Here is a 20,161-nt window from a genome sequence, read left to right as displayed (position 1 = left end):
TCGCGGTCGCGCTCGCCCGCGGCGCCTCACCCGCCCTCGCCGCCCGCGCCCACCCCGCGCAGCCCCGCCTCCGTGACCGCCTTCTCCACCCGGTCGGGCGACCACGCGCCGGCGTGCCGCGTGAACAGCGTCCGCCCCTTGAACGCGCGCCCCGCGAGCTCGCCCGGCATGTCGGGCCAGCGCGCCACGAAGCTCCCCTTCTCTGCCCCCTTGCGCGCCGCGACCCACGAGGGGACCCCGCCCTCGATCGTGAACCAGTCGATCACGCGGTCCACGTCCTGGGCCGCCTCCAGCCGCCCGATGAGCTTCGTGCTCGTGTTGCCGAACACGTTGTAATCCACCGAGCGGGGGCTCTGCGTGCAGAGCAGGCAGCCCACGCCGTACTTCCTGCCCTGCGTGAAGAGCCGTATCAGCGGCTGCTTCGCGGGCGGCTTGCCGCCGCCGGCAGGGATCCAGTCGCGCGCCTCGTCGATGTAGAAGAGCAGGTTCACCCTGCCGCCAGTGCTCGCGTCGACCGTCGTGATCATCCAGCGGTAGAGCTCCGTCGCGAGCGCCGCGAGGAAGAAGTGCTTCTCGTCATCGTTGCTGAGCGCGTTCAGGTAAACGATGTTGAGCGGGACGCGCCCGGGCCTCGACGGCCGGAGCAGCTCGGTGAAGTCGAGGCGCGTCCCCCCGGTGAACAGCCGCGCCGACGGGCCCTGCACGAACGTGTTGAGCCGGCGCGCGAGCCGCTCGCGCTCGGACTTGCGGATCAGCGTGTCCACCTCGTCCATGCCGAGGTCCTCCGGGGCGCTCACCGCGGCCACGATGTCCCGCAGCCGCACCGGCGCCGCGCGCGGCAGGTGCCGCAGCACCTGGTAGAGGAACGTGCGCTGCGACTCCTCCTCGCCGCCGCACGCGCACAGGCTGACGAGGTTCGCCGCCACGGCCACGAGCAGGCCCTCCTCCTCCTCGGCGCGCAGCGCGGGGTTCGCGATGTGCGAGAGCTCGCTCGCGCTCGGGAGCCGAAGCGGGTCGAGGCAGAGCCGCAGGCCGTGCGAGGACCCGGGCGTGAGGATGCGCGGCTCCATGCGCTCCTGGAGCTCCTCCCACGCGCGGCGCAGCGCCGGCGGCACGTCGGCGCGCGGGCGCGCCTCCATCATCTGGACCAGATCGCCCTGGGGATCGATCGCCAGCACGGGGACGCCGGCGCGCAGCGCCTCCTCGGCGATGATCTTGGCCATCCACGTCTTGCCGCTGCCCGCGGCCCCGACGACCGAGACGTGCGTCCGCAGCACCGCGGGATCCAGGCAGACCGGCGCGCCGCCGTCGTCGAACCCGAGGAGCATGCCGGTGACGCCCGCGGTCCGGGCCTCCGGCGGCCGCGCGCCCGGCGGCGCCGTGGGCCCGCGGCCCGGCGGTGCCTCCGCGGGCGCCTTTTTTTCGCGGCCCGGGGCCGGCGCCAGCTCCGGGCGCTCGGCCGGCTTCACGACCGCCAGCGCCGCTTCGAGCTCGGGATCGTCGTCCACCATCGGCTCGTCGGCCGTCGTCTCGCTGGCCGCCGGCGCGCGGGCCGCGGCCGGCGCGCTCTCGTCCACGCCGTCGCCGCGGGTGGCCTCGAGCGCCGTCCAGCGCCGGTCCCATGAGCCCCTGTCCTTGTGGCCCAGCGCTGCGACGCAGGCCCCGGAGCGCTCGTGCTTGCAGCCGTCGCAGTACGTGCGGTCGCCCGGCGGCGGCAGCCCCCCGGCGCCCAGCGCGTGGTCGGACCAGGCCACCATGCTGGCGATGAGCTCGTGGACCTTGCCGCGCTTCGCCTCGACCTCCTCCCAGCGCGCCTCCCGGACGCTGCGCGTCGGGTGGAGATAAAACACCGCCACGTCCGGCCTCGTGCCGTGCTGGTGGTGGTGCATCAGCGCGTAGGTGAAGACCTGGAACAGATCGCTGTTGGGAGAGGTCGCCGGCGTGAGCTTGTAGTCCACGATGCGGTGCTTCCCGAGCCGCGGATCGAAGTACACGTAGTCGATCGCCCCGGTCACGTGGACGTGGACGTCGTCCCCGACGTGGAAGGTCACGTCGACCCGCTTGCGCGAGTCCGCGAAGAGCTGATCCCTGAGCTCCGCCGCGGGCAGGCCGGCCGCCCTGGCGTGCACCGCGAGGCGCGCGAGCTCCTCCATGTAGACCTGGACCGCGGAGATGAAGCCCAGCCGCAGCGGCACGGGGCGCGCCGCGAGCGCGTCGAGGTCGAGGCACGCGCCGTTGAACCAGCGCATCAGCGCCTGCTGGAGGCCCTCGGCGTCGCGGGCGCCCTCGAGCGCGCCGAGCACCTCGTCCGAGCTCCGCGCGGCGGCGTTGAAGCGCTCCACCGCGGTGTGGAACAGCGCGCCGCAGCCGGGCGCCTCCCCGCCCTTGCGCCAGATGCGGCTCACGACCTTCCGCCCGTCCTGCCGCTCGGCCGTGGCGCGCGTGTCGAACCAGTGGAGCCTCGGGCACGTCGCCGCGACGCGGAGCTGGGTCACGTTGACGTGGACGAGCCTCATTTCTTGCCCCGGAGCTGGACGAACAGGTCGTCGTCCGTCGCCGTCGCGTGCACGTGGCCCTCGTCGTGGAGCGCCTGCGCCGTCTTCTTGATGTGCGACCAGGCCTCCGGGAAGCGCTTGTCCGACAGCTTCTTCCGGGCCGCGAAGATCTGCGCGAGCTCCTTCGCCATCAGGCCGAGGCGCCACGACAGCTCGGCCATGATGTGCTCCCGCGTCTGCTGCGGATCCCACGGCAGCGGCGCCACCGAGTCGGTGCCGCCCTTCACGATCTCCTCGGTGAGCAGCTCGCGCAGCAGCGGGTGCGCGAGCAGCAGGCTCTGGCGCTGGAAGGACGCCATCACCTCGGCCTCGGTCACCTTGCGGTACTGCCCGCGCGGGTGCTCGATCTCGAGGTCCTGGCTCCTCGCGGCGCCGAGCAGCCCCACCAGCGAGTCGAGCTCCGCGTGCCCGGCGAAGTCGAGGTGGAGGTGGAGGAAGCGCTGGCGGCCCAGCTTGCAGAGCGCGTCGTACGCGGCCTTGCCGGCGCCGCCGAGCCGCAGCGGCCGGCGCTCCTCGTCGGTGACGAGGATGCGCTTGTCCGTGTGCTTCGTGTCGTCGGCCATGCGCTGGAGCGGCATCCGCGCGCCGTGCCCGCTCGGCGCGCAGAGGAACGTCACGCCCGTGGTCACCGTCACGCCGTCGGCGCGCTTCTCCCTGGCCAGCAGGTGGTACGCCGGGGCCTTGCCCCGCTTCTTCGCGGTGAGGTGCTCGATGCTCACGAGCGTCGAGGCGTTCTGGCCGGCGCACCTCGCGAGCAGGTGGTGCGTGAGGCTCGCGAGGTTGTCCTCGTCGGGCGGCAGCGACGCCTGCTGCAGCCGGCGGCGCATCTTGCCTTCCTCGAGCTTCTTCTTCACCTCGGCGTCGATGACGTCCTCGAGCTTCGCGGTCGGCGCCGGCGCTCGGCCGCCGTCGGGGCCGGGGCCGGGCCACTCCTTGAGCCAGCGCTTGCCGCCGACGGCGGCGAGCCGGTCCTGCTGCGCCTCCCAGCGGTCGCGCGCCCAGAGGATCGCGTCCCGCGGCCTTAGCTCCTGCACGCCGTCGAGGCGCTGCTCGAGCCACGCGCTGCCGAGCGGGAACAGCCGATCGCGCTTGCGCGCGGCGATGACCTCCTCGATCTCCTTCTCCTCGAAGCCGGAGAGCGCGGCGTCGAGCCGCCCCTCGAGGATGGCGCGGGCTTCCTCGGGCGAGATCATGTGCAGCTCGAGGATCCGCTCGGCGATCCGGTCCCACGCGGCCGCCGGGATCACCTCGCCGGTGCGCAGGGAGAGCATGGACTGCTTCACCCCGGAGACGATCACGACGAGGTGCTTCGCCCGGTCGAGCAGCGCGTGCGCGTACGACATGAGGGCGCGCACGGCGTCCCGATCGAGGTTGTCGACCTGGTCGAGGCAGAGCACGAGCGGGAGCTCGGCGAGGGCGCACAGGTGGGCGAGGACGTGGAGGACGCGCTCCACCGCCGCGTCGTCCGGGAGGGCGAGGCCGTCGTCTGCGGCGCCGGCGGCCTGGTCGGGCAGGCGCGCGCCGTCGAGCAGGCGCGCCTCGTCGGGCCCGAGCGTCTCGCCGGAGAGCCAGAGCACCGCCGCGTGCGCGCGCCGCTCGGCGGCGGCGTCGCCGAGGCTCCCGTGCGACGTCCCGGTGAGGAACGCGTTGAGCACGGGGATGACCGCGTTCTGCGGGTCGATCCTGGCGCCGAGCCGGGCCAGCGCCTCCTTGCGCGCCTCGATCTCCCTGGGCCCCATCATCATCTTGCGGCCCTTGAGCGCGCCCGACCTGATGAGGGCTCGGTTGAGGATGGTGTAGAGGCGCGACTGCGTGTAGTCGCTCCCGCGGTGCCCCGCGAGGTCGCTGACGGTCGCGTTGAGCACGTACCGGAGCATCCGCTCGGGCGAGGCGAGGATGTTGTGCAGGTAGACGACCGTGGCCTTGTCTTCCCCGGCCCACTGGAACAGCCGCGCGAGCAGGTGGCTCTTGCCGACGCCGGGCGCGCCGATGAGCAGCGCGCCGAGGCTGATCGGCTCCTTCGCGGCGTCCTGCACGACGCGCGTGAGCTTGCTGAAGGCGTTCTTGTGGATCGACTCGACCGTGGCCTCGCCGCTCCCGACATCGGTGATGCGGTGGCTGCGGAACGGGTTGGTGCCCCGGACGGCCGCGAGGAAGCGCTCGAATGTGGGCTCCTCGCTGCTCATGCGCTCGCTGGTCATGCGTCGTGCCTCCGGGCGACGTAGACGAGCAGGTTGCCGGCTTCGAGGATGCCGGCCTCGCGCTCGGCGTCGGCCATCTGGTGGTGGCGGCCGTCGGAGGGGTCGAGCGAGTAGCGGCGCTGGCGCCGGAGGGCGGCGAGCTCGGCGTCGAAGATGGAGCGCGGGACGTCGGGAAGCGCGGCGCGGAGGGCGCGGAGGGTGACGTAGTTGAGGCCGCCGGCGTCGCGGTCGAGGGCGGTGAAGGCGGCGTCGAAGCGGGCGGCGAAGGGGGCGGCGGGGGCGCCGTCGGAGGGGGCCTCGCGGAGGGCGTCGGTGGGCGCCTTGCCGGCGCCGGCGGAGGCCGCGGGGTGGGCGCCGTTGGAGGCCGTGAGGCGGGGAGCGGCGTCGAGCGCGGAGGCGGTCGTGGCCGCGGCGGGGAGCGCGGGCGTGGCGGCGGCCGGGAGGACGGCGTCAGCGAGGAAGAAGAACAGCGGGGTCTTTCCGGTCAGGGCGCCGAGGGTCCGGGGAAGCCGGCGGTCGGCGATGCGCTGCTCGAGCGCCGCCTTGAACGCGCGGCCCAGGGCAGGCAGGAGGCCCTCGGAGAGCTGCGCCAGATCGACCGCGGGAGCGTCGGGCTTGCGCGCCGACTGGAGCTGCAGCTCCAGGAGCCGATCGGACTGCGCGACTGCCTCCAGGTCGTCCGCGAGCAGCACGAGCGTCGTACCGGGCCCTGGCTTCTTCTTGCCTCCCGCGGCGCGGGAGAGCAGCACGCGTCCTTTCGCGTCCCTGGCGCTCAGCGCCTTGAGGGTCACGGCGGGCGTGTCACCGGTCAGCTCCGCGAGCCGCTCGAGCGTCGGCGGGTACGACGCGCCGCCGAGCTGCTTCTGCGACTCGAGGACGCCGAGGAGCCTCGGCACCGGCGAGGGCGGCGGAACCTTCTTGCCCGCCGTGGCCCTCTGCTTCGCGGCAGCCTTTTCCTTCGGCTTCGCGGCAGCCTTTTCCTTCGGCTTCGCGGCAGCCTTTTCCTTCGGCTTCGCGGCAGCCTTTTCCTTCGGCTTCGCGGCAGCCTTTTCCTTCGGCGAGGCGGCCTTTCGGGGCGCAGAGGCCTTCTTCGGCTCCTCGGCGCTGCTCTTCCTGGCTGCCGTGGACTTCGTGGTCGTCGCCCGCGCACGCGGGCTCGATGCGGCGTTCTTGTTCGTGACCCACCTCCCGAGCGTCCGAGATTACTCGGGCGTCTCGCCATGGGAAGAGCCTCTGATCCATCGCCCCGCCGCGAAGGGCGAGCGTCTCGCGTGGCGCTGGCTCCGGACGATCCGATCGGGTGTAACGCCCTGGCGCACTCCGCGGCCGAAGCGGGCTCGTCCGTGGAACTGCCACGGCTCTCCAGCAATGCAGGGCTCCCTGCCTGTGTTCCGCCGACAGACCGCCTGTTGGTGCCGATCGGCAGCGAGGGAGTCTGCGGCCTGCTCACGAAAGAGGCGGAGGATAGCCGCGCTCCTTCAGCAGGACGAAGAGGCGACTCGAGCGCGGCAAGGATCCGAGCGTGACGCTCGCGGACCGTGATGTCAGGCCCGCCCGCCCAGCGACCCGGCGGCCGCGCCGAGGAGCGCGCCGGCCGCGATCGGCAGGCCGTGCGCGAAGGTGACGTGGAGGAGGTCGTCGTACGCGCAATGCGCCTGGATGCCGATCACCGCCCCGAGCCCGCACAGGGCGCCGATCGCGGCGCCGCGCCATGCCGGAGCCGAGAGGAACGAGCGGCGCAGGACGAACGCCGCCAGCGCGAGCGGCAGCAGCGCCATGCCGAGGCCGATCGCGCTGCACCTGAGGTTCGACCTCGGGGACAGCGGTCCGTCGGCGAGGCCCGACGTCGCGACGGCCGCGGCAAGGAACCCGACCGGCACCGCGGCGACGAGCGCCTGGAGCGCCCTCACGCCGGCCGGCAGACCCCGGGCGCGCGCCGCCAGCGCGAGCCGCAGGCCGACGCCGGAGAGCAACGCCCAGAGGGCGAGCGGGATCGCGACCCGGGGCGCGCCGAGATCGGCGCGGAAGCCCGCGATCCAGGTCAGGAGCAGGACCCAGGTGAGCCCCGCCAGCATCGCGCTCACGACGCGGCGCTCGCGCGCGGGCCGCGTGAGCGACGGCTCGGCCGGCGCCGCCATCACGGGCGGCGGGCGGTCGGCGAGGTGGCCCGCGGGATCGGGGATGTCCTCGAGTCCTTCCAGCAAATCGCGCTCATTCGCCATCGGCACCTCCCCGGACGCCTCCCGGAGCCCCCTTCCCGGCCTCGGGCCGCCGCCTGATCTCTTCGAGCTCGGCCCGCAGCGCCTCGTAGGCGCGGAACGCGCGGAGCTTCACCGCGCTCGGGGTCGCACCCAGGATGGCCGCGGCGTCCTGAACGCTCAGCCCCTCGTAGCGGAGCAGGATGAACGCCTCGCGCTGCGCCGCCGGGAGGCTCGCGAGCACCCGCTCGACGGCCCGCGCTGTCTGCGAGGCCATCGCGATGGCCTCGGCGTCGGCGCCGCGCGTGTCCGGCGGCTCGGCGCCCGGGTCGCTCGGGAGGCGCTCGGCGCTGCGGTGCCGCTCGGCGCGCGTGTGATCGAGGTAGACGTTGCGCGCGATGGCGTAGGCCCACGGGGTGACGGCGCCGCCGCGGGCGAAGGTCGAGCGGGCGCGGTGTATCCGCAGGAACGTCTCCTGCGTCAGATCGCCCGCGAGCGTCGTGGAGCTGCACATGCGGGTGAGGTACGCGAGCAGGCGCGCGTGGAGGGCGCGATGCACCTCGGGGAAGGCGCGGGCGTCGCCGCACGCGTACCGATCCATCGCGGTGTTCAGAGCGAGCTCGTCCATCGTGAACCAGCGGCATCACCCGACCCTGGCTCGCCGGTCCATCTCAGACCCGCCACGGCGCCGCAACGGCTCATCGCGCGGCGCGGGCGCCCTCACCTCGCGACGTCCTTCGCGGCGTCCTTCGCGGGGGCCGCGGCGCTGGCCGGCGTGGCCCCCGCGGTCGCGGTGAACTCCAGGGACACCATCGCCTCCTTGGCAACCTTGGGTGACAGCACCTCCAGCGTCTTCTGGGCGAGCTTGCCGAACGCCTCGCGCGGGCGGACGTCGTGCTCGGCGAGCCCGACGGCGAACGGCTTCACGGTCTTCACGGCGACGGCGGCGGGCCTGTCGCCCTCGTACCTGAACGTGGCCACGAGCTCGACGGTCTTCGGGGTCTGCCGCTGGTGGAGGAGGAGATCGCCGGACGCCGTGACGGTGATGCTCCGCTCCGGGCCGGACAGCCTCGAGAGGTCCTTCTCGCCGGAGGTCGAGATCGACTTGATCGCGAACTGGGCCTTTGCGTTCTTCTCGCGGACGTCCGGCGGCGTGTCGGTCGAGATCTCGAGCCACGTGCGCGCGTGCTCGTTCTGGACATCGCTCTTCTTCTCCTGGCCCGGCTTGCCGTCGTCGCCGACGCCGGTCTGGAGCAGCTCGAGGGGGGAGATGTCGACCGTGATCAGGCCCGTCGTCCTCGTGATGTCGGAGGGATCGACCTGCAAGGTCCCCTCGGCGGAGCCGTCGATCCGCCCGCGGATCTTCTCCTTGGGCGCGTCCATCATGAGCTCGACCTTGCTTCCCGCCCTGTCGATCGCGAAGGTCGCCGCGGCGGGCGCCTTCGCCTCCGGCGCCTTGAGCTCGGTCGCGGCGGGCGCGAGGGGCGCCTTCTCTTCCTGGCACGCAGCCGCGCTCGCGCCCGCGATCGCGAGCGCCGCGAGGAGCAGGGTCCTTGTCGAGATCGTCTTCAAGCTCGCCTCCTGGATTGCTGTGGTCGAGGCGCGCCGCCCGTGGCCGCCGCGGTGACTCCCTTGAGTTGAGCAGGAAGAATGGACGGTGGGGAGCCGGGAAGAGCTGCGCCCATCGGTACAGACCGCGCTGGCACGAGGAGGGCGCCCGACGTGATGGGCCCACGCGCCCGAGGCCACCGCCGGCCGTGCTGGAAAATTCCTCCCGGGCGCGATCGTGCAGGCGCGTGTGAGGGCCGCGAAACCGACCTGCACCCAGCGCGTAGCACCATCGAACGACGCGCCACGGGCCATCGCGGGCCGAGGCGGGCGCCATGCGGGCGCCCGCGGCCGCTCCGGTCTCCGGGGCGCGTTGGAGGAACGATCGCTGCCACGCGGCTCGCCGCGGCGGGGGCGATCCCTATCGCGTCATCTCATTCACCCCTTCTGGAGAAACGTCATGAAGATTCGGAGTCGCGCGCTGTCGGCCCTGCCCCTCGTCCTCACCCTCGCGGCTGCGTGCAGCGATGGCGGAGACGGCGATACCGCCGGCGCCGGTGGCATGGGCGGGGGAGGCGCCGGCGGGTCCGCTGGCGGGGATGCGGCCACGAGCTTCGATGTGACCATCGAGAACGTGACGCCCGCGCGGGATTACCGGGTGGCCGGCGTGTTCAACACGCCCGTGGGCGAGAGCATGCCCGGGCCGCTCTTCCCCGGGAAGAGCTTCGAGTTCCGCGTCGGCGCGCTGCCGGGCGACAGGCTGTCGTTCACGACGATGTTCGGGCAATCGAATGATCTGTTCTATGCGCCCGATGGCGCCGGGATCGCGCTCCACGACGACGCGGGCAAGCCGGTGAGCGGGGACGTGACCGACCAGGTCGCGCTGTGGGACGCGGGCAGCGAGGCCAACGAGGAGCCGGGCGCAGGGCCGAACCAGGCGCCCCGGCAGGGCGGCCCGAACACGGGCGCTCCGGACCCGGACAACACGGTGCGGCTGGTGCAGGATGACTATACCTACCCCGCTGTCGAGGAGGTCATCCAGGTGACGGTGACGCCGGAGCCGGGCAATGAGTTCACGATCCGGATCACCAACATGTCGGAGGTCGGGACGCTGATGCCCGAGGGCGGGGAGCCGGCCGCCGTGCCGCTGTCGCCGGGGCTCTTCGTGGTGCACACGACGGACGACCCGCTGTTCGTGGTCGGGCAGGCGTACCCCGGCAACGGGCTGGAGGCGCAGGCCGAGGACGGGAACCCGATGATGCTGCACGAGGGGGCCATGCCGCGCGCGGGGCTGACCTCGCCGGCGGCGCCGGGCGTCGCGGTGGTGCATGGGGCCGCAGCGCCCCTGTTCAGGTCGGGCGAGGCGGACCGGGGCGGGGGCCTCGAGATGCTGGCCGAGGACGGGAACCCGGCCACGCTCGCGGCGTCGCTGGAGGCCGAGGTCGGGGGCGAGCGCGGGATCTCGTCGGTTCTGGTCTACGACACGCCCGTGGGCGCCTCGATGCCGGGGCCGCTGCTGCCCGGCGCGAAGTTCCGCTTCACGGTGACCGCGCGGCCCGGCGAGCGGCTGACCTTCGCGTCGATGCTGGGGCAATCGAACGATCTGTTCTTCGCGCCGAGCGAGGAGGGGATCGCGCTGTTCGACGCGAGCGGCGAGCCGGTGAGCGGCGATGTCTCCGACCAGGTCTCGATCTGGGATGCGGGCACCGAGGTCAACCAGTGGCCCGGCGTGGGCCCCGACCAGGCGCCGCGCCAGGCAGGGCCGCAGATGGGCGCCGACGATCCCACGGACCAGGTGCGCCCCGTCGATGACGGTTATCTGTATCCTGCGGCGAACCAGATGCTGAAGGTGACCATCACCCCGGCGCGGTAGCGGCAGCGCGAGCGGCGGCGCTGGTCGCTGGATCACGGCCCCGGGCGCGCCCGGGGCCGTTCACGGGTGACCTTCGAGGCTGTCGCTCACGCAGAGGGCGGCAGGCGGACCGCTGATGCGCGACGGGGACCACGCGGCGCACCAGCACGGGAGGGTGGTACTTATTCCTTCTCTATCTCATCCAGCCGCAGACGCCGGTGTCCCTCGAACACTGTCAAGATCCGGATGCCCTCACCGGCGACGCGGTAGATGATTCGATGATTCGATAGGACCGCAGGAAGACCTCTCGGACGTCGTTGCGCCCGAGCTCCGGCACAACGCGTCCCCCGAGCGGCGCCATCGCCGCGAGCTCCGCCTGCTGAACGATGCGCGCCGTCCAGCGCTCAGCAGCCTTGCGGTCATCGCGTGCAATGAAGCGAAAGATGTCGACCAAGTCGTCGCGTGAACGTTCCGTCCAGACTACGGCCACGCGATCGGCCCGACCTCGCACTCCAGTGAATCCATGAGCGCCTTCGTGTCCATCACTCGACCCGCGGCGTCGTCCGCGAGCCCCTGTGCAACCGCACGGAGGAGGCGCACGTGGTCGTCGTCGGTACGTACAGGATCGGCCTGATCGCTCGTCGGAGTGATGGGCTCCATGAGGGACAGGGTAGCGCGCCGGCCCCTGCATGAGCAAGCGGTGCCCTGCCAGCAGATCGGGCTACGCGGCCTGCTGCGCGAGCGACCGGCATCCGCCGCCGCCCCGCTCGTCGACGTGCCCACCGCCCCGGAGGCCACGCTCGTCGACCTGGTGCTCGGCATCCCTGGCGCCGCCTCGCGCGTGCTCGGCCTGCTGCACCTCGGGCGCCTGACGCCCCACGCGCTCGCCCAATGGACCGAGCTGTCGCTCCACGACGCGCAGCGGCTGCTCGCCGCCCTCGAGATGGCCGCCACCTCCTTCGTGCTCTGCCACAATCATCCGAGCGGCGACCCCACGCACCGAGGAGGACGTCGAGCTGACGAGCGCCGTCGAGCACGCCGCGCCTCTCATCGGCGTACCCCTCGCCGAGCACGTCATCGTCACGCCCTCAGGCCGCTTCTCCTCCGTGTTCCGCCGCTGAGACCGGTCCGGTCTGCCGCCGGGCCTGCGCGACGCCAACCGAGGTCGGCCACCGCCGCCGTTGCGGATATCTTCTTACCGACGGCAAAACCATCGCATCACGATGATCGACGCTCGCACCGGCGGCAGGGCGCACATACCCCATCGCCCTGATGCCTGGCCCCGGTCCGGCATGGCGCTCATTGCCTCCGGACCACCGGGTTCCCGCGCAGTCAGCAACGATTTCCGCACGACTTGCTCCACCTGCCGGCAAGCGCTTGTCGTTCACTGAAGGCTTACGCGCACGACTCGTTGCTCGTACCCGTTTTTGCGCGCGATTTGATTCATCTCCGCGCACGGATCTGCGGTGGACACGCTGCGACGATGGATTGGAGTCGCACGCCGATGCACAACAGCTCTGACCAGTTCGCGAAGAACTTGTTGCGCGACGGGCTGAGCCTCGTCTCGGCGGCGCAGACCGAGGTCGAGGTGCTGGCGGCGACCCAGAAGATCGATGTCTTCAGCGTGCCTGATCCAGCTCGGGACGCCGAGCGCGCCAGCATGGGCCTGCTCGGCGAGCTCTCGGCAGAGCCCAGCCTGTTCGAGCCGTTCCACGGCACGCCGAGCCTCCGGCAGGTCCGGCGATGCCTGCGCAAGCAGCTCACGTGGCACCACGAGCTCGAGCGCCGCGCCCGCGCCGCAGCCGGCACCGTCGTGCCGGACGAGGACGCCGACGCGCCGCAGCAGCCGGCGGTGGACTTCCCTGCGCTGGTCTCGGAACCAACGAGCCGACGACCGACAAGGAGGACGACGTGAGCGCAGAGATCCGGGCCTGGTTCGAGGAGTACGAGAAGAACCTTCGGGCCGAGGCGCGGAAGGAAGGCCTCAACGAGGGGCGCGCCGAGGAGGCGGCGCGGGCCGTGCTGACGGCGCTCCGGGTCCGCGGCATCGCGGTGCCGGACGCCGCGCGGGAGCGCATCCTGGCCGAGAAGGATCCGGAGACGCTGGAACGGTGGCTCGAGCGGGCCGTCGTCGCCGCGTCGCTCGCCGAGGTGCTCGACGGCTTGAGCTGAGCGACGCTGGCCAACGACGGCCGGCGATACGGTCCACCCAGCCTCGTCGACGCCAGCGCAAGCGGCACGGGTCGGGCCCATGGCGAGGGTCGCGCGCTCACGTCCGGCATGACGCGCTAGAGTCCGCGCCCGATGAAGGACACCCTCACCGCCGCCGCGGCGCGGCGCATCGCGCTGGCAGCGCAAGGCTTCGGTGGACCGCGGCCGGGACCCGACACGACGCGACGCCAGCTAACGGGGCTGATCGAGCGGCTCGGGGTCGTGCAGCTCGACTCCGTGAACGTGGTCTCGCGCACCCACTACCTGCCGGCCTTCTCGCGGCTGGGCGCCTATCCGCGCCCGATGCTCGAGGAGCTGGCCTGGGCCCGGAAGCGGCCGCTGTTCGAGTACTGGGCCCACGAGGCCTCGCTGCTGCCGCTCAGCGCGCAGCCGCTGCTGCGCTGGCGGATGGCCGACGCCCGCGACGGGGTCGGCGTGTGGAAGGGCGTCGCCCGCTTCCTGCGCGAGCACCGGGCGGTGGTCGACCGCGCCCTGGAGCAGATCCGCGAGCGGGGTCCCCTCGCCGCCTCCGAGCTGGAGAGCAGCAAGAAGGGCCAGGGCGGCTGGTGGGGCTGGAGCGACGCGAAGCGCGCCGCAGAGTGCCTGTTCTGGACCGGCGAGCTGACCACCGCCACCCGGCGCGGCGCCTTCGAGCGGGTCTACGGCCTGCCGGACAAGGTGCTGCCCAGCGCCGTCCTCGAGGCGCCGACGCCGGCGCGCGAGGATGCCCAGCGCGCGCTGCTCCGCATCGCTGCCCGGGCCATGGGGATCGCCACCGAGCGCGACCTGCGCGACTACTTCCGCATGGGCGTGGCCGAGACCAGGGCCCGGGTGGGCGAGCTGGTGGAAGCCGGGGAGCTGCTGCCGGTGAGCGTGAAGGGCTGGCGCGAGGCCGCCTTCCTCGATCCCGCCGCGCGCCGGCCGCGCCGGGTCGAGGGCGACGCCCTGCTCTCGCCGTTCGACAACGTGATCTGGTTCCGCGAGCGGACGGAGCGGATGTTCGGCGTGCGGGTGCGCCTGGAGATCTACACGCCCGCGCCGAAGCGCACCCACGGCTACTACGTCCTGCCCTTCCTGCAGGGCGAGGCGATCACCGCCCGCGTCGACCTGAAGGCCGACCGCAAGGCCGGCGTGCTGCTCGTACAGGCCAGCCACGCCGAACCCTGGGCAGACGACGAGACGCCGGCGCGGCTGGCGGCGGAGCTCCAGCGAATGGCGGGCTGGCTCGGCCTGGAGGCGGTGCGGGTCGAGCCGAAGGGGGACCTGGCCGCGCGCCTTGCAGGCGCCCTTCCCCGGGTCCGCTCATCCGACGACGGCGCGCCCTGAATGACGCGGGCCTCTACCTTCGACGCTGGGCGCCGGCCTCACGCGCTCTTCTTGAGCTTGTGCAAGATGATGGTGTTGCCTTCGGTGTCTTGCATGACCGCCATGCGGCACACAGGCGATTGGACGTCGTCGGCCATGAACGTCACGCCTTCGCCCTTGAGCCGCGCGACGAGCGCATCAAGGTCTTCGACCTCGAACGCGATGCTCGCGCCGCCCGGCTCGGCGGCCGACTTCGGATCGGGATGATTGAACAGCGCCAGGCAGCCGCCGCCCGGCAGGTCATATTCGGTCCACACCCCGTTAGCCGAGTGGCTGCCCACGCGCAGGCCGAGCGTGCCTTCGTAGAATGCGCGAGCGCGCTGCGTGTCCTTCACCGGAAACATCGTGAACGCCACTTTCTTCAGCATGCAGACCTCCAGCGCGTCGCGGACCGGCAGCGTACCCACAGCCAGGCCACCGGATCCACGTCGCAGATCAATTCAGATGGTAACTCGACAGAGATCCCGGGCGCGGCCCTCGTGACGTCCGCGCGACGGAGGGGTCAGGCCGCATTCTTGACCATGCCCGCGAACCGCTCGAGGCGCGTGACGACAGGGACCACGATGTCCGGGGCGCGACGCTTGCCATCCTCGTTGAACCAGACCGCCTGGACGCCGAACGATCGAGGCGCCACACAGTCGTGCTCGAGAGAATCGCCGATCATGGCGATATGGTGCAGCGAAAACCCGAGCCGAGCTGCGACCGCCTGCCAGAACTCTGGCTGATTCTTCTTGTACCCAAGCTCCGTGTAGCAAAAGATCTCGCGGAAGAACCTCGCAAATCCGACCCGCCCGAGCGCGGCCTCGATCATCGGCTTGCGAGAGACGCTCGCGTTGGTGGCGATGCACAAGGGCACATGCCCCTCCAGCGAAGTCAAGCACTCCGCTGCACCAGGGATCGCTTGCACGGTGGGCCACAAGCCCATCGGCAGGTCGTCGGGGCCATCCTCCGACATGAGCGTGCCGCCCCAATCGAAGCACACGGCGCGGACGTCAGACAGTCGATCCATGCGGGCTGACGTCCTGACGTTCACCATCCCGCGCCGCAGCCGGCCGTCTGTCGAAGGGCCGGCCTTGCTCCCCGCTCGAGCGCGTGACGAGCTGCACGCCCGGCTCGACGCCGTGGCGCGGCGACACGTCGGGGCCCACGCGCTCGAGGCGGCCACCGACATCCAGGCGATTCAGACGCTGCTCGGCCACGGGCGAGTAGCGTACCTGGCGGCCACCCCGTCCTGTCAAGACGACCAGCGCGGGAGCGTCGGGCTCGACGCCGGACGGAGTCGCGAGCGGGCCCTCATCAGAAACGGCGGGCCTGCCACGGGCGCGTGATGCCCTCCGGTCGGCGTCAGCCGCCCGGAGGAGCGCCCGTCAGTTCTTGACGAACCCGTTGAAGAGCCCGATGCACATCTCGTCGAGCGAGCTCTCGCCGAGGACGATGTCCCTCGGCGCGTTGAGGTTCTCCTCGAGGAGCGCCCTCTTCACGAACGGATTGTCCATCGTGTTGTCGTAGCGGCAACGCAGGCTCATGACATCGCCGGTCTTCAGGACGGGGAGCTCCTCGATCGGCGCGTCGATGGTGTACGTCTGCTGCCAGTTGAAGTCCCACCTCGGCGTCTGGACCACGCACTCCTCGGCCGGATCGGCGCCCTGCGGGCTCGGGCGCTCGACGTCGACCTTCATGTCGGTCCCGACATAGTGCATGTGCGTCATCGCGCTGTAGAGCCGGATCCCGTCCACCAGCGATTCCCCCATGAACTCCTCGGGGAGCGTGACCTTCATGACCTCGGTGTGGTCCTTGACCCCTGCTGGGACGAAGAACTCGACCCCTTCCCTGTCGTTGGGCCCCGGCTGGAGCCCCTCGCCGTTCGGCCATTGCGAGGGGAAGTTGCCGAACGCCACGAAGACGACCCTGTACTCCGGCGGCTCCGGGAGGAGTCGAAGCTGGATCTTGGTCGCGTCAGGCTCGGCCATCGCGCCCGCCGGGTGGTAATGGACCTGCATCACCAGCCTCGACCCCGCGGGGACGAGGAAGCCGGCGTTGGGAGGGAACTCGGTCGGTCGCCCGCCCGGCACCCACACGCCGAGGACCTGGGTGTCCTGGACGCCGGAGCTGCCAAAACACTCGTAGCCGCCGTCGGCGTCGGCCAGGGCGTCGCTCTCCGCGTTCGGGTCGGTGAAGACCACCACGTGGTGGACGACCTTCGAGTTCCCCGGGACCACGTTCATGCCGTTCACGAACGTGTCCTGCGTGAGCTTCGGATCCATGACGAAGCAGCGGAACTGGTCCTCGTCGCCGCCCGTCACGTACGGCTTCGCGGGCTCGATGGTGGCGCTGACGCCCTCGAGGCCATGGATCCCCGACGGATCGATCGCGGCGGGCGCGTCCGCGGGGTCGCCCTCGGGGGCGCCGGCGTCGTGCCAGGCCTCGAGGGTCGCGAGCTCCGCGTCGGAGAGCCTGCTGTCGTCCTTCCAGCCGAAGCGCGGCGTGCACTCGTCCGTCTCGATGGCGCCCCAGGGCGGCATCGTCCGGTCCTGCGTCACCGCCACGATCCGGCTCGAGACCTGCTTCGCGTCGGCGTAGTCGGTCAGGCTGAAGGGCGCGATCTCGCCGGGCGAGTGGCAGCCCTGGCAGCGCTTCTGCAGGATGGGCGCCACGTCCTTGTGGAACGTCGGGCCCGCCGCGGGGCCCTCCACCGGAGGATTCGTGCCCTCGGGCTCGCTGCCGCAGCCCATGACGGGGACGAGCGAGGCGAGAACGATGGTGCAGGCCCTGTTGATCATGGTCATTGTCTCCTCTTCTTCCACGCTCCCACGCGTGCTGAAGACCCGAAGGAACACGGTCGCTGGGCGGGGGGTGTGCGCTCCATGTCCTTGCGGCTCATCACCGCGGCGCAATCCGGAATGAGCTCTCGCGGATCCGGCGTCAACAAGGGAGGCCTTGATCGGCCCGTACGGTCCTGCCTGGCCTTCCGCCGGCCCCGCGCCATGAGCGACACGGCCCGCGCCCCCGCCGCCACGCTCGTCGACGTCGCTACCGCGCCGGAGGCCGCGCCCGTCGCCCTGGGGCTCGGCATCCTGGGCGCGGATTCGCGCCTGCTCGTCCTGCACCGCGGTCCGGTGTCCGCCAAGTCTGCGCGACGCCGTACCAGGTCGGCCACCGCTGCTGGTGCGGATATTTCCTTACAGATGGCAACGTCATCGCATCACGGTAGTTGATGCACGCGAGAGGCGGAGCGTACGTACCCCCAGGCCGCCGCGTTGCCTGCCCCCCACCTGGCATGGCGCCCATTTCCCGGACTGCCGAAAACATCACGCGACCAACAACGATTTCCACACGACTTACTCTGCCTGTCGGCAAGCGCTTGCTGTTCGATGACTCTTTACGGGCATGAATCGCTGCTCGTGACGCTTTTCGCGGATCATACAATTCATCTCCGCGCACGGATCTGCGGTGGACACGCTGCGACGATGGATTAGAGTCGCACGCCGATGCACAACAGCTCTGACCAGTTCGCGAAGAACTTGTTGCGCGACGGGCTGAGCCTCGTCTCGGCGGCGCAGACCGAGGTCGAGGTGCTGGCGGCGACCCAGAAGATCGATGTCTTCAGCGTGCCTGATCCAGCGCGGGACGCCGAGCGCGCCAGCATGGGCCTGCTCGGCGAGCTCTCGGCAGAGCCCAGCCTGTTCGAGCCGTTCCACGGCACGCCGAGCCTCCGGCAGGTCCGGCGATGCCTGCGCAAGCAGCTCACGTGGCACCACGAGCTCGAGCGCCGCGCCCGCGCCGCAGCCGGCTCCGCTGCAACAGACGAGGACGCCGACGCGCCGCAGCAGCCGGCGGTGGACTTCCCTGCGCTGGTCGTCATCGGCCGGGGGCGTCCGGAGACGGTGCTCGACGCCTACCGCTGCGAGCCGGTGCAACCAGGCGTCTACCACGCCGTCCCGGGCCTGGTGATGCGTGTCATCGTGCTGGCCGAGCTGCCCCGGACGCGCGCGACCCTGCTGCTCCGGCTGCTCGGCTCAGGCCGCGTCCTGCGCGAGGCGCTGGCCGACCTGGCCGCGCTGCCCGACGACGCCTGGGAGAAGAGCGTCGCCAGGCCGCTGCTGGTACACTTCCGGCTCGGAACCAACGAGCCGACGACCGACAAGGAGGACGACGTGAGCGCAGAGATCCGGGCGTGGTTCGAGGAGTACGAGAAGAACCTTCGGGCCGAGGCGCGAACGGAAGGCCTCAACGAGGGGCGCAGGGAAGGCCTCAAGGAAGGCCGCGCCGATGAGGCGGCGCGGGCCGTGCTGACCGCGCTTCGGGTCCGCGGCATCGCGGTGCCGGACGCCGCGCGGGAGCGCATCCTGGCCGAGAAGGACCCGGAGACGCTGGAACGGTGGCATGAGCGGGCCGTCGTCGCCGCATCGCTCGCCGAGGTGCTCGACGGGCTGAGCTGAGCCATACCGGCCAGCAACCGGCTGCCCGGCTCGCCACGCCAGCGCAGCAGACCGAGCTCGCGCTCCACGACGCCCAGCGGCTGCTCGCCGCCCGCAAGCTCGGCCGGCGCGTCCACGCCGCGCGCCCCCGCCACCTCGTATCGGCCCGGAGCTCCACGGCCCCCCAAGGCGATCCCCCAGATCGCCCGGGGGTGATCTGCCGGATCGCCCACGCGCGCGCGCTCGACCCCGCTCCCGCCCTGATTCGACCTCGGTCCTTGTCGCGAGTGAATTTGTTTACCCTCACGGACGGGCACGGACGCTGCAAGTCGCAGCCACACGAGCGAAGCACTCAGGTCGCCGTGGAAACGAGAGGAGGACGCATGGATCGGAGAGAGGGCTGCACAGCGCTGCTGACCGTGGCTTGCCTCGGCGCTGTCGCGGGGTGCATCACCGCGGCCGACGCGCCGGAAGGCGCGGAGGACACGACGAGCCAGGGGTACGCCGAGGTGTCCTACGGCCCCGGCCCGGGCTGGAACCTCGCGTGGTCGGACGAGTTCGACGGTTCGAGCCTGAACACGGCCAACTGGAACGTGCTCACGAGCAACTACGATCCGGTCACCAACAACTGCAACTTCGGCACCGGAGAGCTCGAGTATCCGCGCGCCGCGAACGTCGCCGTCCGCGATGGCAAGCTGATCATCTCCGCGCAGCGCACGAGCGACAACCCGGCCGCGCCCCAGTGTACCGGGTACGGCGGGCGCTCCTTCTATTCCGGGCGCATCCACACGAAGGGCAAGGTCGAGCGACGGTACGGCAAGATCGCCGCGAGCATCAAGGTGCCCTCCGGCTACGGGATGTGGCCAGCGTTCTGGACCCTGGGCGCCAACATCGACTCCGGCGCCAACGCGTGGCCTCGCTCGGGCGAGATCGACATCCTCGAATGGAGATCCACCGAGCCCACCTGGATGCAGTCCGCCGCCCACTGGTGGAACGGCGGAGAGGCGCACTGGGGGACCGGAGCGAACCGGGGATCGAGCCTCGCCGATTCCTTCCACGTCTACGAGGTCGAGTGGTCGTCGAGCAGCATGATCTTCAGGCTCGACGGCAACATCGTGGCGAACAACACGTACTACCACGGCGAGACGGAGTTCCAGCAGAACCACTACATCCTCTTGAACCTCGCCATCGGAGGCAACTGGTACGGCAACCCGAGCCCCGCGAGCATCGATCTGCCGTCGGGCACCACGAAGACCATGGAAGTCGAGTGGGTGCGCTGGTACCAGCAGGGCGGCGGATCGAGCGGCATCTCCCTCACCAACCCGAGCTTCGAGTCCGGGTTGACGGGCTGGACCAGCTGGAGCCCGAACGGCACCGGGGCAGCGAGCTTCAGCGAGACGTACAACGGCGCACAATCCGGCGCTTACCACCTCACCCACTGGACCAACGGAGCTCCGTTCGAGGTGTGGACGTACCAGACGCGCTCAGGGCTCGCGACGGGCGACTACAAGGTCCGAGCGTGGGTGAAGAAGGCCGGCGGCTACGACTTCAGCCGGCTCCAGGCCAAGACGTGCGGCTCGTGCTCGCCCACCTACACGACGATCGGGACCCATGGAAGCTGGACGCAGATCGAGACGCCGGCCATCCATGTCACGGGCGGCTATCTGGAGTTCGGCTTCCACACGAAGGCCACCTCCGGCAACCCCGCCAGCTTCATCCACATGGACAGCGTCGAGCTGATCCGCCTCTGACGCCGCTGGGGGCACCTCCACCGCGGAGAAAACGAACCACAGAGGCACAGAGGGCACAGAGG

At 71.3% G+C, this 20,161-nt stretch carries 20 protein-coding genes; 8 read left to right on the top strand and 12 right to left on the bottom strand.

Annotation, left to right across the window (positions count from 1 at the left end; genetic code table 11):
- Positions 1 to 26: 26 nt before the first annotated feature.
- The 3 genes from WME76_RS39680 to WME76_RS39670 are packed head-to-tail and all read right to left on the bottom strand — an operon-like array spanning position 27 to position 5,652.
- Positions 27 to 2,516 carry a helicase HerA-like domain-containing protein gene (locus tag WME76_RS39680; protein WP_437957352.1) on the bottom strand — a complete coding sequence of 830 codons (2,490 nt, stop codon included), beginning with the start codon at positions 2,514 to 2,516 and terminating at the stop codon, positions 27 to 29.
- The gene (locus WME76_RS39675; RefSeq protein WP_437957351.1) at positions 2,513 to 4,756 is read right to left on the bottom strand and encodes a hypothetical protein; all 2,244 of its coding nucleotides are present in this window, start codon (positions 4,754 to 4,756) and stop codon (positions 2,513 to 2,515) included. Before WME76_RS39675 ends, WME76_RS39680 begins: the two co-directional genes overlap by 4 nt.
- Positions 4,753 to 5,652, bottom strand: a complete 900-nt coding sequence (locus tag WME76_RS39670; protein WP_437957350.1) for a hypothetical protein — start codon at positions 5,650 to 5,652, stop codon at positions 4,753 to 4,755. Before WME76_RS39670 ends, WME76_RS39675 begins: the two co-directional genes overlap by 4 nt.
- A gap of 31 nt (positions 5,653 to 5,683) precedes the next feature.
- Between WME76_RS39670 and WME76_RS39665 the strand changes: the two genes are divergently transcribed.
- On the top strand, positions 5,684 to 6,298 hold the full coding sequence (locus tag WME76_RS39665; RefSeq protein WP_437957349.1) for a hypothetical protein: 615 nt from the start codon (positions 5,684 to 5,686) through the stop codon (positions 6,296 to 6,298).
- Positions 6,299 to 6,300: 2 nt separating this feature from the next.
- On the opposite strand, the gene WME76_RS39660 is transcribed toward WME76_RS39665, so the two are convergent.
- The 3 genes from WME76_RS39660 to WME76_RS39650 all read right to left on the bottom strand — a co-directional run bounded on the left by WME76_RS39660 (position 6,301) and on the right by WME76_RS39650 (position 8,526).
- Positions 6,301 to 6,960, bottom strand: a complete 660-nt coding sequence (locus WME76_RS39660) for an NrsF family protein (RefSeq protein ID WP_437957348.1) — start codon at positions 6,958 to 6,960, stop codon at positions 6,301 to 6,303.
- A gap of 7 nt (positions 6,961 to 6,967) precedes the next feature.
- Positions 6,968 to 7,582 (bottom strand): RNA polymerase sigma factor, encoded by a 615-nt coding sequence (locus tag WME76_RS39655; RefSeq protein WP_437957347.1) that lies wholly within the window; start codon positions 7,580 to 7,582, stop codon positions 6,968 to 6,970.
- Positions 7,583 to 7,674: 92 nt separating this feature from the next.
- The gene (locus WME76_RS39650) at positions 7,675 to 8,526 is read right to left on the bottom strand and encodes a hypothetical protein (protein ID WP_437957346.1); all 852 of its coding nucleotides are present in this window, start codon (positions 8,524 to 8,526) and stop codon (positions 7,675 to 7,677) included.
- A 436-nt stretch (positions 8,527 to 8,962) separates the two neighbouring features.
- Between WME76_RS39650 and WME76_RS39645 the strand changes: the two genes are divergently transcribed.
- Positions 8,963 to 10,375, top strand: coding sequence for a spondin domain-containing protein (locus WME76_RS39645; protein WP_437957345.1), 1,413 nt, complete (start codon positions 8,963 to 8,965; stop codon positions 10,373 to 10,375).
- Positions 10,376 to 10,589: 214 nt separating this feature from the next.
- Here the strand turns inward: WME76_RS39645 and WME76_RS39640 are convergent, their stop codons facing one another.
- The 3 genes from WME76_RS39640 to WME76_RS39630 form a co-directional block, all read right to left on the bottom strand.
- Positions 10,590 to 10,808 (bottom strand): type II toxin-antitoxin system RelE/ParE family toxin, encoded by a 219-nt coding sequence (locus WME76_RS39640; protein ID WP_437957344.1) that lies wholly within the window; start codon positions 10,806 to 10,808, stop codon positions 10,590 to 10,592.
- Positions 10,809 to 10,834: 26 nt separating this feature from the next.
- Positions 10,835 to 11,014 (bottom strand): hypothetical protein, encoded by a 180-nt coding sequence (locus tag WME76_RS39635; RefSeq protein WP_437957343.1) that lies wholly within the window; start codon positions 11,012 to 11,014, stop codon positions 10,835 to 10,837.
- A gap of 61 nt (positions 11,015 to 11,075) precedes the next feature.
- Positions 11,076 to 11,327 carry a hypothetical protein gene (locus tag WME76_RS39630; protein WP_437962245.1) on the bottom strand — a complete coding sequence of 84 codons (252 nt, stop codon included), beginning with the start codon at positions 11,325 to 11,327 and terminating at the stop codon, positions 11,076 to 11,078.
- Here WME76_RS39630 and WME76_RS39625 point away from each other — a divergent pair.
- The 4 genes from WME76_RS39625 (at position 11,298) to WME76_RS39610 (ending at position 13,891) form a co-directional block, all read left to right on the top strand.
- Entirely contained in the window at positions 11,298 to 11,627 is a 330-nt protein-coding gene (locus WME76_RS39625; RefSeq protein WP_437962209.1) for a hypothetical protein, read from the top strand. The two genes, WME76_RS39630 and WME76_RS39625, sit on opposite strands and share 30 nt — an antisense overlap.
- A 231-nt stretch (positions 11,628 to 11,858) precedes the next feature.
- Entirely contained in the window at positions 11,859 to 12,269 is a 411-nt protein-coding gene (locus WME76_RS39620; protein WP_437957342.1) for a hypothetical protein, read from the top strand.
- Entirely contained in the window at positions 12,266 to 12,526 is a 261-nt protein-coding gene (locus WME76_RS39615) for a hypothetical protein (protein WP_437957341.1), read from the top strand. Before WME76_RS39620 ends, WME76_RS39615 begins: the two co-directional genes overlap by 4 nt.
- Before the next feature lie 132 nt (positions 12,527 to 12,658).
- Positions 12,659 to 13,891, top strand: coding sequence for a winged helix-turn-helix domain-containing protein (locus tag WME76_RS39610; protein WP_437957340.1), 1,233 nt, complete (start codon positions 12,659 to 12,661; stop codon positions 13,889 to 13,891).
- A 38-nt stretch (positions 13,892 to 13,929) separates the two neighbouring features.
- On the opposite strand, the gene WME76_RS39605 is transcribed toward WME76_RS39610, so the two are convergent.
- From WME76_RS39605 to WME76_RS39595, 3 genes are all read right to left on the bottom strand, one after another.
- Positions 13,930 to 14,298 carry a VOC family protein gene (locus WME76_RS39605; protein ID WP_437957339.1) on the bottom strand — a complete coding sequence of 123 codons (369 nt, stop codon included), beginning with the start codon at positions 14,296 to 14,298 and terminating at the stop codon, positions 13,930 to 13,932.
- A 134-nt stretch (positions 14,299 to 14,432) separates the two neighbouring features.
- Positions 14,433 to 14,939, bottom strand: coding sequence for an HAD family hydrolase (locus WME76_RS39600; RefSeq protein ID WP_437957338.1), 507 nt, complete (start codon positions 14,937 to 14,939; stop codon positions 14,433 to 14,435).
- Positions 14,940 to 15,297: 358 nt separating this feature from the next.
- Positions 15,298 to 16,710, bottom strand: a complete 1,413-nt coding sequence (locus tag WME76_RS39595; RefSeq protein WP_437957337.1) for a hypothetical protein — start codon at positions 16,708 to 16,710, stop codon at positions 15,298 to 15,300.
- Between the two features lie 708 nt (positions 16,711 to 17,418).
- Between WME76_RS39595 and WME76_RS39590 the strand changes: the two genes are divergently transcribed.
- Together WME76_RS39590 and WME76_RS39585 are read left to right on the top strand one after the other, a co-directional pair.
- Positions 17,419 to 18,369 (top strand): hypothetical protein, encoded by a 951-nt coding sequence (locus WME76_RS39590; protein WP_437957336.1) that lies wholly within the window; start codon positions 17,419 to 17,421, stop codon positions 18,367 to 18,369.
- Positions 18,370 to 18,731: 362 nt separating this feature from the next.
- Entirely contained in the window at positions 18,732 to 20,099 is a 1,368-nt protein-coding gene (locus tag WME76_RS39585) for a glycoside hydrolase family 16 protein (RefSeq protein ID WP_437957335.1), read from the top strand.
- Positions 20,100 to 20,161 lie beyond the last annotated feature (62 nt).

Source organism: Sorangium sp. So ce119 (assembly GCF_051524405.1).
GTDB lineage: Bacteria > Myxococcota_A > Polyangia > Polyangiales > Polyangiaceae > Sorangium > Sorangium cellulosum_G.
The sequence above is the reverse complement of the archived record's forward strand: the minus strand, read 5'-3'. Positions and strand labels throughout refer to the sequence as shown.

Excerpts from the sequence above, each read along its gene's own strand:
- WME76_RS39680 (WP_437957352.1), bottom strand. The coding sequence starts at position 2,516 with ATGAGGCTCGTCCACGTCAACGTGACCCAGCTCCGCGTCGCGGCGACG.
- WME76_RS39675 (WP_437957351.1), bottom strand. The coding sequence starts at position 4,756 with ATGACCAGCGAGCGCATGAGCAGCGAGGAGCCCACATTCGAGCGCTTC.
- WME76_RS39585 (WP_437957335.1), top strand. The coding sequence starts at position 18,732 with ATGGATCGGAGAGAGGGCTGCACAGCGCTGCTGACCGTGGCTTGCCTC.
- WME76_RS39590 (WP_437957336.1), top strand. The coding sequence starts at position 17,419 with ATGCACAACAGCTCTGACCAGTTCGCGAAGAACTTGTTGCGCGACGGG.
- WME76_RS39595 (WP_437957337.1), bottom strand. The coding sequence starts at position 16,710 with ATGATCAACAGGGCCTGCACCATCGTTCTCGCCTCGCTCGTCCCCGTC.
- WME76_RS39625 (WP_437962209.1), top strand. The coding sequence starts at position 11,298 with ATGGCCGCCACCTCCTTCGTGCTCTGCCACAATCATCCGAGCGGCGAC.
- WME76_RS39655 (WP_437957347.1), bottom strand. The coding sequence starts at position 7,582 with ATGGACGAGCTCGCTCTGAACACCGCGATGGATCGGTACGCGTGCGGC.
- WME76_RS39605 (WP_437957339.1), bottom strand. The coding sequence starts at position 14,298 with ATGCTGAAGAAAGTGGCGTTCACGATGTTTCCGGTGAAGGACACGCAG.
- WME76_RS39610 (WP_437957340.1), top strand. The coding sequence starts at position 12,659 with ATGAAGGACACCCTCACCGCCGCCGCGGCGCGGCGCATCGCGCTGGCA.
- WME76_RS39645 (WP_437957345.1), top strand. The coding sequence starts at position 8,963 with ATGAAGATTCGGAGTCGCGCGCTGTCGGCCCTGCCCCTCGTCCTCACC.
- WME76_RS39635 (WP_437957343.1), bottom strand. The coding sequence starts at position 11,014 with ATGGAGCCCATCACTCCGACGAGCGATCAGGCCGATCCTGTACGTACC.
- WME76_RS39620 (WP_437957342.1), top strand. The coding sequence starts at position 11,859 with ATGCACAACAGCTCTGACCAGTTCGCGAAGAACTTGTTGCGCGACGGG.
- WME76_RS39600 (WP_437957338.1), bottom strand. The coding sequence starts at position 14,939 with ATGGATCGACTGTCTGACGTCCGCGCCGTGTGCTTCGATTGGGGCGGC.